The following is a 14,906-nucleotide window of genomic DNA, read 5'->3' as shown; positions in this document are numbered from 1 at the left end:
GGGAGATGGGGAGGGTGGAGCGCGCCCAACTTGGTCCAGACCAATTGGCTTGTCAACCCTCGCCGTCGGTCACCCTCCGCCCTCCTCCCCCGCCAGAGCCGCCGCCGCCTCGTGCATCGCCAGTTCGAGGAGCGCGGGATCGGTGAGGGTGCCCGCCCCGTCCGGGGGGACGAGCCAGCGGGTTCCGCCGGAGGACAGCCCTCCCGGGTAGGGCACCACGATCCAGGTGCCGAGCCCGGCCGACCGGACACCGGTGCCCACCCAGCGGGCGGCCGTGCCGGCCGGCACGAAGAAGCCCGTGCGCGCGTCGCCGAAGTCGGCGAGGACCGGGCCGGGCCGGTCCAGGACGCGGGTGAGCACGTCGAGGGTCGGATAGCCGAGCCTGCTCGGCAGGATGAGCACGTCCCAGGCCTTGCCGGCGGGCAGCAGCGCGACCCCCAGGGGGTTGCGCTCCCATTCCCGCCGACAGGACTCCGGATCCGGTGCGACGGATGCCAGCCAGGCGACGGCCGTCTTCGCACCAGGCATGTGAGGACCTCCCTCTCGCTCGTGGACGCGGGTGCGTCACGAGGGAGAGGGAGGTCCCCCGGCGGGCATTACGCGGGTCCGGGCGACCCGTTCAGGTGAACCGGGTCACACGCCGGCGCGGGGGGTCTAGCTGTCGAAGCCGAGTCCCAGCCTGTCCATGGTCCGCAGCCAGAGGTTGCGCCGTCCCTCGGACGCGTCCGCGCGGGCCAGCGACCACTTGGTGAGCGCGATGCCGGTCCAGGCGAAGGGCTCGGGCGGGAACGGCAGCGGCTTCCTGCGGACCATCTCCAGTTCGGTGCGCTCGGTGCGCTCGCCCGCGAGCAGGTCCAGCATCACCTCGGCGCCGAAGCGGGTGGCCCCGACGCCGAGGCCGGTGTACCCGGCCGCGTAGGCCACCTTGCCCTGGTGGGCGGTGCCGAAGAACGCCGAGAAGCGCGAGCAGGTGTCGATCGCGCCGCCCCAGGCGTGCGTGAAGCGGACGCCCTCCAGCTGCGGGAAGCAGGTGAAGAAGTGCCCGGCGAGCTTGGCGTAGGTCTCCGGGCGGTCGTCGTACTCGGCGCGCACCCGGCCGCCGTACGGGTAGATCGCGTCGTAGCCGCCCCACAGGATGCGGTTGTCGGCGGAGAGGCGGAAGTAGTGGAACTGGTTGGCGCTGTCGCCGAGGCCCTGCCGGTTCTTCCAGCCGATCGAGGCCAGTTGCCCGGCGGTCAGCGGCTCGGTCATCAGGGCGTAGTCGTAGACCGGCACGGTGTACGAGCGCACGCGCTTGACCAGGTTCGGGAAGATGTTGGTGCCGAGCGCGACCGTGCGGGCGCGGACCCCGCCGTAGGGGGTGCGCACGGCCATACCGGCGCCGAGGGGCCTGAGGGTGAGCGCCGGGCTGTTCTCGTAGACGCGTACGCCCAGTGCGAGGCAGGCGCGCTTGAGGCCCCAGACGAGCTTGGCCGGGTGAAGCATGGCCACGCCGCGGCGGTCGTACAGGCCCGCCCGGAAGGTCGGCGAGTCGACCTGTTCCCGCACGGCCTCGGCGTCCAGGTACTCGACGCCGTCGGCAAGGCCCTTGGCGCTGATCTCCCCGTACCAGTCCTTCAGCTCCCGGGCCTGGTACTCCTCGGTCGCGACGTCGATCTCGCCGGTGCGTTCGAAGTCGCAGTCGAGGGAGTGGCGGGCGACCGCGGCCTCGATCGCGTCGAGGTTGCGGGCGCCCAGTTCCTCCAGCCGGTGGATCTCGTCCGGCCAGCGGGTGAGGCCGTTGGACAGGCCGTGGGTGAGGGAGGCGGCGCAGAACCCGCCGTTGCGGCCCGAGGCGGCCCAGCCCACCTCGCGGCTCTCCAGCAGCACCACGTCCCGCCCCGGATCGCGCTCCTTGGCGATCAGCGCGGTCCACAGTCCGCTGTAGCCGCCGCCCACGACCAGCAGGTCGCAGCTCTCGGGGCCGGTGAGGGCGGCCTCGGGGCGGGGTCGGCCGGGGTCGTCCAGCCAGTACGGGACCGGCTGGGCGTCGGCGAGGGATTTCGTCCAGTCGTTGCTGCGGCTCATGGCGCTCGGGGCCATGATTTCAACTCCCTACGAATGCGGTGCTCGGTGCCTTACGCCGTGCGGCGCTTTCGGCGGCTGCCGATGACCATGGAGGCCAGGACGAACAGTACGGCGATGACGAACATGGCCGTACCGACGACGTTGATCTGAACGGGCGTGCCGCGCTGGGCCGATCCCCAGACGAACATGGGAAAGGTGACGGTGGAACCCGCGTTGAAATTGGTGATGATGAAATCGTCGAAGGAGAGCGCGAAGGCCAGCAGCGCGCCGGCGGCGATTCCCGGGGCGGCGATGGGCAGCGTGACCCGCACGAAGGTCTGCACGGGCCCGGCGTAGAGGTCCTGCGCCGCCTGTTCCAGCCTCGGGTCCATCGACAGCACGCGCGCCTTGACGGCTGTCACGACGAAGCTGAGGCAGAACATGATGTGGGCGATCAGGACCGTCCAGAACCCGAGCTGAGCACCCATGTTGAGGAACAGGGTGAGCAGCGAGGCGGCCATCACGACCTCGGGCATCGCCATCGGCAGGAAGATCAGCGAGTTGACGGCGCCGCGCGCGCGGAAGCGGTAGCGGACCAGCGCGAAGGCGATCGCGGTGCCGAGCGCGGTGGCGCCGAGCGTCGCCCAGAAGGCGATCTGGAGGCTCAGCGACAGGGACCCGCACAGTCCCGCGACGCCGCACGGGTCTTTCCAGGCGTCCGTGGAGAACTGCTGCCACTCGTAGTTGAAACGCCCGTTCGGCTTGTTGAAGGAGAAGACCGTGACGATGAGGTTGGGCAACAGGAGATAAGCGAGCGTGAAAAGGCCCGCGACGACGACCAGATTGCGCTTGAACCAGTTGACGAAGGCCATTCAGACCAGATCCTCCGTGCCGGACTTTCGAATGTAGACGGTCACCATGGCGAGGATCGCGGCCATCAGGATGAAGGAGAGCGCCGCCGCCGTCGGATAGTCCAGCACCCGCAGGAACTGGGACTGGATCACGTTGCCGATCATGCCGGTGTCGGCCGAGCCCAGCAGCGAGGCGTTGACGTAGTCACCCGTCGCCGGGATGAAGGTGAGCAGCGTCCCGGAGACCACACCGGGCATCGACAGCGGGAAGGTGACCTTGCGGAACACCGTCGACGGCTTCGCGTACAGGTCCCCCGCCGCCTCGTGCAGCCGGCCGTCGATGCGCTCCAGCGACGTGTACAGCGGCAGGATCATGAAGGGGAGGAAGTTGTACGTCAGACCGCAGACCACCGCGAGCGGTGTGGCCAGCACGCGGTCGCCGGCCGTCCAGCCGAGCCAACTGGTGACGTCCAGGACGTGCAGGGTGTTCAGGACGCCGACGACCGGGCCGCCGTCCGCGAGGATCGTCTTCCAGGCCAGGGTGCGGATCAGGAAGCTGGTGAAGAACGGCGCGATCACCAGGATCATGATCAGGTTCCGCCAGCGGCCCGCCCGGAAGGCGATCAGATAGGCCAGCGGGTAGCCCAGCAGCAGGCAGAGCACGGTGGCGGAGGCCGCGTAGGCGACCGAGCGCAGGAACTGGGGCCAGTACTCGGACAGCGCCTCCCAGTAGGTCAGGAAGTGCCAGGTGACCTTGTAGCCCTCCTCCAGCGAGCCCGTCTGCACGGACGTGGAGGCCTGGTAGATCATCGGCGCCGCGAAGAACACGACGAGCCACAGGATGCCGGGCAGCAGCAGCCAGTACGGCGTCCAACGGCCCCGCCTGCGCCGGGGCTTCCCCTCCGGTGCGGGCGGGGAGAGCGGGGGTGGCGCCTCGGTGAGGGTGGACATCAGGCGCCCTCGCCCTCGGTCACGCCCGCCTCGATGTCCTGCGACGCGTCCAGGCCGAAGGTGTGCGCCGGGTTCCAGTGCAGGACGACCTCCGCGCCGGGCACCAGCCGGGCGTCGCGGTCGATGTTCTGGGCGTAGACCTCGAACTCGGGGCAGGCCGCGCAGTCGACCACGTACTGCGTGGAGACGCCGATGAAGCTGGTGCTGCTGATCCTCCCGGTGATCCGGTTGCGTCCCCCGGGTATGGACCCGGCCTCGTCGGCGTGGGTGAGGCTGATCTTCTCCGGACGCACGCCCACCAGGACCCTGCCGCCGGCCTTGGCCGGCGCGGAACAGCGGGCGCCGGGCAGGACCAGCTTGTCGCCGGCCGCCCGCACCACGACGTCGTCGCCGCTGCGGCTGTCGACCTCGGCCTCGACGAGGTTGGAGGTGCCGAGGAAGTTGGCCACGAAGGTGGTCCGCGGGTTCTCGTAGAGGTCGGCGGGGGCACCGAGCTGCTCGACCCGGCCGCCGTTCATCACGGCGACCTGGTCGGCCATGGTCATGGCCTCCTCCTGGTCGTGCGTGACGTGCACGAAGGTGATGCCCACCTCGGTCTGGATGCGCTTGAGCTCCAGCTGCATCTGGCGGCGCAGCTTGAGGTCGAGGGCGCCGAGCGGTTCGTCCAGGAGCAGCACCTTGGGGTGGTTGATCAGCGCGCGGGCGACCGCGACGCGCTGCTGCTGGCCGCCGGAGAGCTGGTGCGGCTTCTTGCGGGCCTGCTCGCCGAGCTGGACGAGGTCGAGCATCTCGCCGACCTGCTTCTTCACGCTCTTGATGCCGCGCCGGCGCAGGCCGAAGGCGACGTTCTCGAAGATGTCGAGGTGCGGGAAGAGGGCGTAGGACTGGAAGACCGTGTTCACCGGCCGCTTGTACGGCGGCAGCGCGGTCACGTCCTGGTCGCCGAGGTGGACGGTGCCGGCGCTCGGCTCCTCCAGTCCGGCGATCATGCGCAGGGTGGTGGTCTTGCCGCAGCCGGAGGCGCCGAGCAGGGCGAAGAAGGAGCCCTGCGGCACGGTCAGGTCGAGCGGGTGCACGGCGGTGAAGGAGCCGTAGGTCTTGCTGATGCCGGAGAGGCGGACGTCCCCGCCGTGCTCCGTCGCGTCTGTCTGCGTCTTCATCGTCGTCATCACGCCCCAGTGAGCTTCGCGAACTTCTCTTCGTAGGCCGTCTCTTCCTTCGGGCTCAGGGAGCGGAAGGCACGGGACTTGGCCTGCATGGCCTTGTCGGGGAGGATCAGCGGGTTGTTCGCCGCGTCCTCGTCGATCTTCGCGAGCTCGTCCTTCACGCCGTCCACGGGACAGACGTAGTTGATGTAGGCGGCGAGCTGCGCGGCCGGTCCCGGCTCGTAGTAGTAGTCCATGAGCCGCTCGGCGTTGGTCTTGTGCCGGGCCTTGTTGGGGACCAGCATGTTGTCGCTGGACGTGATGTATCCGCTGTCCGGGATGAGGAAGTCGACGTCCGGGTTGTCCGCCTTGAGCTGGACGACGTCGCCGGCCCAGGCCAGGCAGGCCGCGAAGTCGCCCTTGCTGATGTCGGACGTGTAGTCGTTGCCGGTGAAGCGCCGGATCTGGCCGCGGTCGACGCCCTTCTGGAGGCGGGCGATGGCGGCGTCGTAGTCGTCGTCGGTGAAGCGCCCCGGGTCCTTGCCCATGTCGAGCAGCACCATCCCGACGGTGTCGCGCATCTCGGTGAGGAAGCCGACGCGGCCCTTGAGCTTCGGGTGGTCGAGGAGGTCGGAGACCGTCCTCACCTCGACGCCGTCCAGCGCCTTCCTGTTGTAGGCGATGACGGTCGAGATGCCCTGCCAGGGGTACGAGTAGGCGCGGCCCGGGTCCCAGTCGGGATTGCGGAACTGCGGGGACAGGTTCGCGAAGGCGTGCGGCAGGTGGGACGGGTCCAGCTTCTGGACCCAGCCGAGGCGGATCAGGCGGGCGGCCAGCCAGTCGGTGACGACGATGATGTCGCGGCCGGTCTCCTGGCCCGCCGCCAGCTGCGGCTGGATCTTGCCGAAGAACTCGTTGTTGTCGTTGATGTCCTCGGTGTACTTGACCCTGACGCCGGTCCGCCGGGTAAACGCGTCCAGCGTCGGGTGCCGGCCGCCGCTGTCGTCGACGTCCATGTACTCGGTCCAGTTGGAGAAGGAGACCTCCTTCTCCTCCTGGGACCGGTCCTCGGAGGAGACCCCGCCCTCGCTCTTGCCCGCCGGGGGGATGCCGCAGGCGCTCAGCGCCCCGAGGCCACCGACCGCCAGCGCGCCGCCCGTGGAGGCGCGCAGCAGCGAGCGGCGGGTGAGGGAGGCCCTGCCGTGGGTGAAACTGCGCCGCATGGCGGCCACTCGGGCCGGGGACAGGCGGTCGGGCTCGTACTGCTCCATGCGCGTGTGTGGCCTTTCGGGTGGGTCGGCCGTGGTCGGCGGCCTGGGGTGCTGGCTATCGGTCCCCGAAGACGGTGCGGTGCCAGTCCTTGGCCGCCACCGCGGTGTTGTCGAACATGACGTGCTTGACCTGCGTGTACTCCTCGAAGGAGTAGGCGGACATGTCCTTGCCGAAGCCGGACGCCTTGTATCCGCCGTGCGGCATCTCGCTGATGATCGGGATGTGGTCGTTGACCCAGACACAGCCCGCCTTGATCTCGCGGGTGGCGCGGCCCGCCCGGTACACGTCCCGGCTCCAGGCGGAGGCGGCCAGCCCGTACGGGGTGTCGTTGGCCAGCCGGATGCCCTCGTCGTCGGTGTCGAAGGGCAGCACGACCAGGACCGGCCCGAAGATCTCGGACTGGACGGCCTCGCTGTCCTGGGCCGCGTCGGCGATGAGGGTGGGCCGGTAGTAGGCGCCGTCCTTCAGTTCCTCCTGCGGTGCCTCGCCGCCGCACACCACGCGCGCGTAGGAGCGGGCCCGGTCGACGAAGCCGGCGACGCGGTCCCGCTGGACGTGGCTGACCAGCGGGCCGAGGTCGGTGCCCGAGGCGAAGGGGTCGCCGACGCGGACGGTGTCCATGAGGGCGGCGGTCTTCTCGACGAACGCCTCGTACAGGGGCCGCTGCACGTACGCGCGGGTGACGGCCGTGCAGTCCTGGCCGGTGTTGATGAGGGCGCCCGCGACCGCCCCGTGCACCGCGGCGTCCAGGTCGGCGTCGTCGAAGACCAGGAAGGGGGCCTTGCCGCCCAGCTCCAGGTGCAGGCGCTTGACGGTGGCGGTGGCGACCTCGGCGACCCGCTTGCCGACGGCGGTGGAGCCGGTGAAGGAGGTCATCGCGACGTCCGGGTGTCCGACGAGGTGTTCACCGGCCTCCAGACCGGTGCCGGTGACGATGTTGATCACCCCGTCGGGGATGCCCGCCTCGGTGGCGGCCTGGGCGAACATCAGGGAGGTCAGCGGGGTGATCTCGGCGGGCTTCAGCACGACGGTGTTGCCCGCGGCGATCGCCGGGAGGATCTTCCAGGCGGCCATCTGGAGGGGGTAGTTCCAGGGTGCGATGGAGCCGACGACACCGATCGGCTCGCGGCGCACGTACGAGGTGTGGTCGCCCGAGTACTCCCCCGCCGACTGGCCCTGGAGGTGCCGGGCGGCGCCGGCGAAGAAGGCCGCGTTGTCGATCGTGCCCGGCACGTCGAACTCGCGGGTCAGCTTCAGCGGCTTCCCGCACTGGAGGGACTCCGCGCGGGCGAACTCCTCGGCGCGCTCGGCGAGCACCGCCGAGAACCGGTGCAGGGCGTCGGAACGCTCGCCCGGGGTGGCGCCGGCCCAGCCGGGGAACGCCTCCCGCGCGGCGGCGACGGCCGCGTCGACGTCCGCGGGACCGGCCAGGTCGTAGGTCAGGACGTCCTCGCCGGTCGCCGGGTCGACGACGGTGTGGGTGCGTCCGGAGGTGCCCTTCGTCAGACGGCCCGCGATGTACTGGGCCCCGTCCGCGAAGCGGTCCTGGGCCGGGAATCCGTCCTGGGTGGCGTTGCCCGGGTTGTGCATGTCGGCTCTCCTCGGTCTCCCCTGTGACGGGGGCCGGCGTGGCTCAGGCTCGATGTGAGTGCCGATCCTGACAGAGCACTAGGCCTCCAACAAGTGATTCCGTTGTTGCCATTTGGTTACGCGACGGAATCTGTCGACCAGGTGTCGAGTCGCCACGGAAAAGGGCGGACGGACTGTCAGTGGCGCGTGCCAGACTCGCGTGTATGGAGGAGACCACGGGGGCGGGGGGCCGCGGCGCGGTGGAGATCATCGACAGCAGGGAAGCGCTGCTCAGGCGGGTCCGGGCGGGCGAGAGGACCGGGTACCTGTGCTTCTGGGGGCACCGGCCGCGACCGGACGGCCGGATCGGGACGAGCTGTCTGAGCCAGTGGTGGCCGTCGCCGTTCACCGTGGCCGGGGTCGCGTACGCGACGGCCGAGCACTGGATGATGGCGGGCAAGGCCCGGCTCTTCGAGGACGCGGAGGCCGAGCGCCGGGCGGTGGCCGCGGGGCATCCCGCCGAGGCCAAGAAGGCCGGGCGGCTGGTGCGCGGCTTCGACGAGGCGGTGTGGGAGCGGGAGCGGCTGCGGATCGTCGTCGAGGGCAGCGTGCACAAGTTCGCCTCGGACCCGGCGCTGCGCGCGTTCCTGCTGGACACGGGCGACCGCGTGCTGGTGGAGGCCAGCCCCGTGGACCGGGTGTGGGGCATCGGCCTGGCCGCGGACGACGAGGCGGCGACCGACCCGGAGCGGTGGCGGGGAGCGAATCTGCTGGGGTTCGCGCTGATGGCGGCACGGGAGCGGCTGCGCGGGACCGGCTGACGCCGGGGGAGCGAGCGGGAGTGTGGAGACGGCTCCTGAGGAACCGACCGGCGCCCGTGAGGTCGGCTCACGTCCGTGGCGACCCGGTCGGCGCCCGCGTGATCCGCGGCGCGGGCGCCGGCGTCGTCAGCCCTGGGGCAGCGCCGCCACGGAGACCGCCGCCGGGCGCGGGGCGCCGTAGTACGGGTCCTCGTACTCCGAGTCGTCGTTGATCGCGGCGACGATCGCGACGGCGATCACGGCCATCACGGCGATGCCGAGGACGATGCCGATGATCCCCATGATGAAGCCGGCCTGGGCCTGCCCGTGGTTGTTGGCCTCGCCGCGCTCGGCCCTGCGGCGCCCCTTGACCCCGAAGACCACGGCGAGGATGCCGAGCACCAGCGAGACCACGCCGTACGCGCAGAACATGCAGCAGGCCAGGATGCCCAGCACCATCGCGGCGGTGCCCATGCCGTTCTGCGGCGGCAGCGGAGCCCCGGGCCAGCCGTAGCCCTGGGGGTAGGCCGGGTAGCCGTACCCCCCTTGGTACCCCGGACCGCCCGGCGCGACGGGCGGAGGCGGCACCGCGCCGTCGGGCGGGGGGAAGCCGGCGGCGGGCATCGAGGCCACCGTGGCCTGGTCGTGCACGGACGGCGGCGGCTGCCAGGCCGGTGTGCCTCCGACGGCGGGCGCGGGCTGCTGCGGCGGTGCCGTCGCGGCGTCCCGGCCCTTGTCCAGCGACGGCCCGCTCTCCGGGGGTGCCCAAGGGTCACGGGCACCGTTCGTGTCCCCGCCCGGCTGTGTCGCGTCGCTCATCTCGTGTCCCCCTGGGTCGATCGTGCCCGTCATGCTACGGTCCCGGGCCGCACGGCGTGAGACCGGCCTACGATGATCCCCGCACCACCGATCAGCCGATCACCCGCGTCCCGCCACCGCCCCGCGCGGCCGGGACGCCGTCGTGGGGAGGAACCCTTGACCGAGCACCTCGTGGACCCCGCCGTCCCGCGCGACCTGCACGCCTTCGTCGCCGGACTGCCCAAGGCCGAACTGCACGTGCACCACGTCGGCTCCGCCTCCCCGCGGATCGTCTCCGAACTCGCCGCGCGCCACCCCGACTCCAAGGTCCCCACCGACCCCGAGGCGCTGGTCGACTACTTCCAGTTCACGGACTTCGCGCACTTCATCGACGTGTACCTGTCCGTCGTCGACCTGATCCGCACCCCGGAGGACGTACGGCTGCTGACGTACGAGGTGGCCCGGGACCTGGCCCGGCAGCAGGTGCGGTACGCCGAGCTGACCATCACCCCGTACTCCTCCACCCGGCGCGGCATCGACGAGGGCGCCTTCATGGACGCGATCGAGGACGCCCGCAAGGCCGCCGAGGCCGAGTTCGGGACCGTGCTGCGCTGGTGCTTCGACATTCCCGGCGAGGCCGGGCTGGAGGCGGCGGAGGAGACGACGCGGCTCGCCACCGACGACCGGGTGCGGCCGGAGGGCCTGGTCTCCTTCGGGCTGGGCGGACCGGAGATCGGCGTCGAACGGCCGCAGTTCAAGCCGTACTTCGACCGGGCGATCGCCGCCGGGCTGCACTCGGTGCCGCACGCCGGCGAGACCACCGGCCCGCAGACCGTGTGGGACGCCCTGACCGAGCTGCGCGCCGAGCGCATCGGGCACGGCACCAGCTCCGCGCAGGACCCGAAGCTGCTTGCCCACCTCGCCGAACACCGCATCCCGCTGGAGGTGTGCCCGACCTCGAACATCGCCACCCGCGCGGTGCGCACCCTGGACGAGCACCCCCTCGCCGAGTTCGTGCGCGCCGGTGTCCTGGTGACCATCAACTCCGACGACCCACCGATGTTCGGCACGGACCTCGACAACGAGTACGCCGTCGCCGCCCGGCTCCTGGACCTCGACGAGCGGGGCGTCGCCGGCCTGGCGAAGAACGCGGTCGAGGCGTCGTTCCTGGACGCGCCGGGCAAGGCCCGGATCAGGGACGAGATCGACACGTACACCGCCGCCTGGCTCTCCTCCTGAGAGGTGACGCAGTCATGAAGCCCCCGCGCGGCGTGACCGCCGTGGCCCACCGCGGCGACCCGTACCGGCACCGCGAGAACACGATCGGCTCGCTGCGCTCGGCGTTCGACCGCGGCGCCGACGCCGTCGAGACCGACGTACGCCTCACCCGGAACGGCGTGCCCGTGCTGCTGCACGACGAGACGTTGAAACGGCTGTGGCGGCACGACCGGCCGCTGCGCTCGCTGTCCGCCGAGGAGGTACGGGGACTGACGGCGGGCGGGGTGCCGACGCTCGCGGAGGCGCTCGCCGCGACCGGGGACGGCCGGCTGATGCTCGACCTGCCGGGCGGGCCGGACGAACGGGCGGTGCGGCGCATCGTGGACGTCGTCCGCGCGTGCGGGGCCGAGGACCGCGTGTACTACACCGCGGGCCCCGCGGCCATGCTCGCCGTGCGCGCCGCCGACCCCGCCGCCGAGATCGCCATGACCTGGACGACGGCGGTGCCGCCTCGGCCCGCACTGCTCGCGGCGGTGCGGCCGCGGTGGCTCAACTACCGGTGGGGGCTGGTGGACCGGGCGCTGGCCGAGCGCGTCCACGGCGACGGCTGCCTGCTGTCCGTGTGGACCCCCGACACCCGCCGTTCCCTGCGCCGGTTGATCGCCCTGGGCGTCGACTCGATCACCACGAACCGCATCGACGTACTGTGCGCCCTGCGCGACCGGCACCCCGCCGCCACCGGCCCGCGCCCCTGAGGGAATCTCCGCTCAGTCCCTCTCACCGGTCACACGCCCACGATCCCGTTCCACCGCTTCGCGAACTCCGTCCGCTCCCCCGCCGCGATGTCCCGCGCGATCGCGAGGCGTCGGCGCATCGCGTCGTCCGGGAAGATCAGCGGGTGCTCCGCCAGGGCGGCGGTCTCCTCGTCGCCCGAGGAGGCAAGCACGTCCCGGGCGGCCGGGACCGGGCAGACGTAGGCGACCCAGGCGGCCAGCTCGGCGGCGGCCTCGGGCCGTAGTAGTGGTCGATGAGCCGCTCGGCGTTGGCCTTGTGACCGGCCAGGTTGGGGATCATCAGGGACTCCGCCCACAGCTCCGCGCCCTCCTCCGGGACGACGAACTCGATGTCCGGGTCGTCCGCCTGGAGCTGGATCACGTCGCCGGAGTAGGCCTGGCAGGCCAGGACGTCACCGCCGGAGAGGTCCTTGATGTAGTCGTTGCCGGTGAAGCGCCGGATCTGGCCCCGGGCGACCTGCCGCTCCACCCGGTCGCACATCCGGTGGAAGTCGTCCGCCCTCCAGTCGGTGACGTCCACGCCGTCGCCCAGCATCAGCAGCGCGAACGCCTCGTCCAGGCCGGAGAGCAGGGTGACCCGGCCCTTGAGGTCGTCCGCCCACAGGTCGGACACGTGCCGGATCTCCCGGCCGAGCCGGCGGCGGTTGTAGGCGATGCCGGTGATGCCCGACTGCCAGGGCACGGTGTACTTCCGGCCCGGGTCGAAGGCGGGCGAGCGCAGCAGCGGGTCCAGGTGCGCGGTCACGTTCGGCCGGCGGGAGCGGTCCATCTCCTGCACCCAGCCGAGCCGGACGAACCGCCCGCACATCCAGTCGCTGATGACGATCAGGTCGCGGTCGGTCGGCTGGTGGTTCATCAGCGACGGGCTGATCTTGCCGAAGAACTCGTCGTTGTCGTTGATCTCCTCGATGTACTCGACGGAGATGCCCGACCGCTTCTCGAACGCCGCCAGGGTGGGCCGCCGGCTCGGGTGCTCGTCGTCGGTGTCGATGTAGAGCGGCCAGTTCGCCCAGGTCAGCCGTGGTTGGCTAGCGGACCGGTCGGTCGCGGCGCGGTCACCCGGCGCGACATAGGCGGCCGGCACACCGCAGCCGGCCGACGCGCCGAGGGCCGCGGAGCCGCCCAGGCCGCGCAGCAGGGTCCGGCGGGAGATCGGGGACGTCTTCGTCAGCGGGGGCATGGCCGCAGGATTCCGTGCCCGCGCCCACCGGGACGATCGACGCTGCGTCGAGCACGCCCGGCCAGGCCCGACACCCTGTCGACCGGGGGCGGTTCACGGTGCCCCACGCGCCGCGGCCCCGGACGGGAACCTCCGTCCGGGGCCGCGCGCACGACAGCCGGTCAGGCGTCCAGCGACGTCATCACGTGCTTGATCCGCGTGTAGTCGTCGAAGCCGTACGACGACAGGTCCTTGCCGTAGCCGGACTTCTTGAAGCCGCCGTGCGGCATCTCGGCGACCAGCGGGATGTGGGTGTTGATCCACACGCAGCCGAAGTCCAGCTTCTTCGACATCCGCATGGCGCGGCCGTGGTCCTTGGTCCACACCGAGGAGGCCAGCGCGTACTCGACGCCGTTGGCCCACTCCACCGCCTGGTCCTCGTCGCGGAAGGCCTGGACGGTGATGACCGGGCCGAAGACCTCGTTCTGCACGATCTCGTCGTCCTGCTTGAGGCCCGAGACGACGGTCGGGGCGTAGAAGTAGCCCTTGTCGCCGACCCGGTGGCCGCCCGCCTCGACCTTGGCGTGGGCGGGGAGCCGCTCGATGAACCCGGAGACCTGCTTGAGCTGGTTGGGGTTGTTGAGCGGGCCGTACAGCACGTCCTCGTCGTCCGGCTGCCCGGTCCTGATGTCGGACGCGGCCTTGGCGAGGGCGCTCACGAACTCGTCGTGGATCGACTCGTGGACCAGCACGCGGGTGGCCGCGGTGCAGTCCTGGCCGGCGTTGAAGTAGCCCGCCTCCGAGATGCCCCCGACGGCCTTGGCGATGTCGGTGTCCTCGAAGACCACGACCGGGGCCTTGCCGCCCAGCTCCAGGTGGACCCGCTTGAGGTCCTTGGAGGCGGACTCGGCGACCGACATGCCGGCCCGCACGGAGCCGGTGATGGAGGCCATCGCCGGGGTCTCGTGCTCGACCATGAGGCGGCCGGTGTCGCGGTCGCCGCAGACGACGTTGAAGACGCCCTTGGGGACGATCGAGCCGATGATGTCGGCCATCAGGGCCGTCGAGGCGGGGGTCGTGTCCGAGGGCTTCAGGACGACCGTGTTGCCCGCGGCGAGCGCCGGGGCGAACTTCCACACGGCCATCATCATCGGGTAGTTCCACGGCGCGACCTGGGCGCAGACGCCGATCGGCTCGCGGCGGACCATGGAGGTCAGGCCCTCCATGTACTCGCCGGCCGAGCGGCCCTCCAGCATCCGCGCCGCGCCCGCGAAGAAGCGGATCTGGTCGACCATCGGCGGGATCTCCTCGGAGCGGGTGAGCCCGATCGGCTTGCCCGTGTTCTCCACCTCGGCCGCGATCAGCTCCTCGGCGCGGTCCTCGAACGCGTCGGCGATCTTCAGCAGGGCCTTCTGGCGCTCGGCGGGGGTGGTGTCGCGCCAGGCCGGGAAGGCGGCCGCGGCGGCGGCCATGGCGGCGTCCACGTCCGCCTGCCCCGACAGGGGGGCGGTCGCGTAGGCCTCGCCCGTGGCGGGGTTGACCACCTCCGTGGTCCGTCCGTCGGCGGCGTCCCGGAACTCACCGTCGATGTAATTGCGCAGACGACGCAGCTCGGTGCTCACTGCCGGCCCTCCAAGGTTGGGTGTCCAATCACTGAGACACCCACCCTAATCCGTATACCGACGTTTTCAACACCCCCGATCGCCTCCAGATTGCGAAATCCGCAGACTGGAACGACCTGGACAACGAATTTCATCGATCCCGCCTTGCGAAACTGTCGATACGTCGTGCACAGTGAAGCCGTGGCCAGTCGAAGCGCAGACCAGAGGGACTCCCGCGAGTCCAGGAACGGCGGTCCCCAGTTGGACGCCGTCTCCCTCGCCATCATCGAGCAGCTCCAGGAGGACGGCCGCCGGCCGTACGCCGCCATCGGCAAGGCCGTGGGCCTCTCCGAGGCGGCCGTGCGCCAGCGCGTCCAGAAGCTGCTCGACCAGGGCGTGATGCAGATCGTCGCCGTGACGGACCCGCTCACCGTGGGCTTCCGCCGCCAGGCGATGGTCGGGGTGAACGTCGAGGGCGACGTGGAGTCCGTGGCCGACGCGCTGACGGCCCTGTCCGAATGCGAGTACGTGGTGATGACCGCGGGCTCCTTCGACCTCATGGTGGAGGTCGTCTGCGAGGACGACGACCACCTCCTGGAGGTCATCAACCGCCGCATACGGGCCGTGCCCGGCGTGCGCTCCACCGAGAGCTTCGTCTACATGAAGCTCAAGAAGCAGACCTACATGTGGGGAACCCGATAA

General features: G+C 71.0%; 13 protein-coding genes and 1 pseudogene. 4 read left to right on the top strand and 10 right to left on the bottom strand.

Going from position 1 to position 14,906, the window contains the following annotated elements; all coding sequences use genetic code 11:
• Positions 1-69: 69 nt before the first annotated feature.
• From ACGF5T_RS24470 to ACGF5T_RS24440, 7 genes are all read right to left on the bottom strand, one after another.
• The gene (locus tag ACGF5T_RS24470; RefSeq protein WP_356612214.1) at positions 70-528 is read right to left on the bottom strand and encodes a hypothetical protein; all 459 of its coding nucleotides are present in this window, start codon (positions 526-528) and stop codon (positions 70-72) included.
• Between the two features lie 126 nt (positions 529-654).
• A complete protein-coding gene (locus tag ACGF5T_RS24465; RefSeq protein WP_366768129.1) occupies positions 655-2,082 on the bottom strand; it encodes an FAD-dependent oxidoreductase in 1,428 nt (475 codons plus the stop codon).
• A 35-nt stretch (positions 2,083-2,117) separates the two neighbouring features.
• Complete coding sequence (locus tag ACGF5T_RS24460) at positions 2,118-2,918, bottom strand: ABC transporter permease (RefSeq protein ID WP_356612218.1); 801 nt, start codon at positions 2,916-2,918, stop codon at positions 2,118-2,120.
• The gene (locus ACGF5T_RS24455; RefSeq protein ID WP_366768128.1) at positions 2,919-3,848 is read right to left on the bottom strand and encodes an ABC transporter permease; all 930 of its coding nucleotides are present in this window, start codon (positions 3,846-3,848) and stop codon (positions 2,919-2,921) included.
• Complete coding sequence (locus ACGF5T_RS24450) at positions 3,848-5,017, bottom strand: ABC transporter ATP-binding protein (RefSeq protein WP_356612222.1); 1,170 nt, start codon at positions 5,015-5,017, stop codon at positions 3,848-3,850. The genes ACGF5T_RS24455 and ACGF5T_RS24450 overlap by 1 nt, the downstream gene beginning before the upstream one ends.
• Positions 5,017-6,264, bottom strand: coding sequence for a spermidine/putrescine ABC transporter substrate-binding protein (locus ACGF5T_RS24445; RefSeq protein WP_366768127.1), 1,248 nt, complete (start codon positions 6,262-6,264; stop codon positions 5,017-5,019). Before ACGF5T_RS24445 ends, ACGF5T_RS24450 begins: the two co-directional genes overlap by 1 nt.
• A 55-nt stretch (positions 6,265-6,319) precedes the next feature.
• Positions 6,320-7,855 carry a gamma-aminobutyraldehyde dehydrogenase gene (locus ACGF5T_RS24440; protein ID WP_366768126.1) on the bottom strand — a complete coding sequence of 512 codons (1,536 nt, stop codon included), beginning with the start codon at positions 7,853-7,855 and terminating at the stop codon, positions 6,320-6,322.
• A 203-nt stretch (positions 7,856-8,058) separates the two neighbouring features.
• Here ACGF5T_RS24440 and ACGF5T_RS24435 point away from each other — a divergent pair, with 203 nt between their 5' ends.
• On the top strand, positions 8,059-8,655 hold the full coding sequence (locus ACGF5T_RS24435) for an NADAR family protein (RefSeq protein ID WP_366768125.1): 597 nt from the start codon (positions 8,059-8,061) through the stop codon (positions 8,653-8,655).
• Between the two features lie 126 nt (positions 8,656-8,781).
• On the opposite strand, the gene ACGF5T_RS24430 is transcribed toward ACGF5T_RS24435, so the two are convergent.
• The gene (locus tag ACGF5T_RS24430; protein ID WP_361012913.1) at positions 8,782-9,453 is read right to left on the bottom strand and encodes a DUF4190 domain-containing protein; all 672 of its coding nucleotides are present in this window, start codon (positions 9,451-9,453) and stop codon (positions 8,782-8,784) included.
• A 156-nt stretch (positions 9,454-9,609) separates the two neighbouring features.
• Here ACGF5T_RS24430 and ACGF5T_RS24425 point away from each other — a divergent pair, with 156 nt between their 5' ends.
• Positions 9,610-10,671: an adenosine deaminase gene (locus ACGF5T_RS24425; protein WP_392889177.1), complete on the top strand. Its 1,062-nt coding sequence runs from the start codon at positions 9,610-9,612 to the stop codon at positions 10,669-10,671.
• A gap of 14 nt (positions 10,672-10,685) precedes the next feature.
• Complete coding sequence (locus ACGF5T_RS24420) at positions 10,686-11,405, top strand: glycerophosphodiester phosphodiesterase (protein ID WP_366768124.1); 720 nt, start codon at positions 10,686-10,688, stop codon at positions 11,403-11,405.
• 29 nt (positions 11,406-11,434) lie between these two features.
• Here ACGF5T_RS24420 and ACGF5T_RS24415 read toward each other — a convergent pair.
• Together ACGF5T_RS24415 and ACGF5T_RS24410 are read right to left on the bottom strand one after the other, a co-directional pair.
• Positions 11,435-12,624 (bottom strand): annotated as a pseudogene (locus ACGF5T_RS24415) (spermidine/putrescine ABC transporter substrate-binding protein).
• 161 nt (positions 12,625-12,785) lie between these two features.
• Complete coding sequence (locus ACGF5T_RS24410; protein ID WP_356612236.1) at positions 12,786-14,225, bottom strand: gamma-aminobutyraldehyde dehydrogenase; 1,440 nt, start codon at positions 14,223-14,225, stop codon at positions 12,786-12,788.
• Positions 14,226-14,390: 165 nt separating this feature from the next.
• Between ACGF5T_RS24410 and ACGF5T_RS24405 the strand changes: the two genes are divergently transcribed.
• Positions 14,391-14,906 carry an Lrp/AsnC family transcriptional regulator gene (locus ACGF5T_RS24405; protein ID WP_356612238.1) on the top strand — a complete coding sequence of 172 codons (516 nt, stop codon included), beginning with the start codon at positions 14,391-14,393 and terminating at the stop codon, positions 14,904-14,906.

Source organism: Streptomyces sp. NPDC047853 (genome assembly GCF_043204535.1).
Classification (GTDB): domain Bacteria; phylum Actinomycetota; class Actinomycetes; order Streptomycetales; family Streptomycetaceae; genus Streptomyces.
This window is presented reverse-complemented; position numbering and strand designations above follow the sequence as displayed.

Bases quoted from the DNA above. Each gene is read 5' to 3' on its own strand.
- ACGF5T_RS24470 (WP_356612214.1), bottom strand. From the start codon at position 528: ATGCCTGGTGCGAAGACGGCCGTCGCCTGGCTGGCATCCGTCGCACCG.
- ACGF5T_RS24465 (WP_366768129.1), bottom strand. From the start codon at position 2,082: ATGGCCCCGAGCGCCATGAGCCGCAGCAACGACTGGACGAAATCCCTC.
- ACGF5T_RS24460 (WP_356612218.1), bottom strand. From the start codon at position 2,918: ATGGCCTTCGTCAACTGGTTCAAGCGCAATCTGGTCGTCGTCGCGGGC.
- ACGF5T_RS24455 (WP_366768128.1), bottom strand. From the start codon at position 3,848: ATGTCCACCCTCACCGAGGCGCCACCCCCGCTCTCCCCGCCCGCACCG.
- ACGF5T_RS24450 (WP_356612222.1), bottom strand. From the start codon at position 5,017: ATGACGACGATGAAGACGCAGACAGACGCGACGGAGCACGGCGGGGAC.
- ACGF5T_RS24445 (WP_366768127.1), bottom strand. From the start codon at position 6,264: ATGGAGCAGTACGAGCCCGACCGCCTGTCCCCGGCCCGAGTGGCCGCC.
- ACGF5T_RS24440 (WP_366768126.1), bottom strand. From the start codon at position 7,855: ATGCACAACCCGGGCAACGCCACCCAGGACGGATTCCCGGCCCAGGAC.
- ACGF5T_RS24435 (WP_366768125.1), top strand. From the start codon at position 8,059: ATGGAGGAGACCACGGGGGCGGGGGGCCGCGGCGCGGTGGAGATCATC.
- ACGF5T_RS24430 (WP_361012913.1), bottom strand. From the start codon at position 9,453: ATGAGCGACGCGACACAGCCGGGCGGGGACACGAACGGTGCCCGTGAC.
- ACGF5T_RS24420 (WP_366768124.1), top strand. From the start codon at position 10,686: ATGAAGCCCCCGCGCGGCGTGACCGCCGTGGCCCACCGCGGCGACCCG.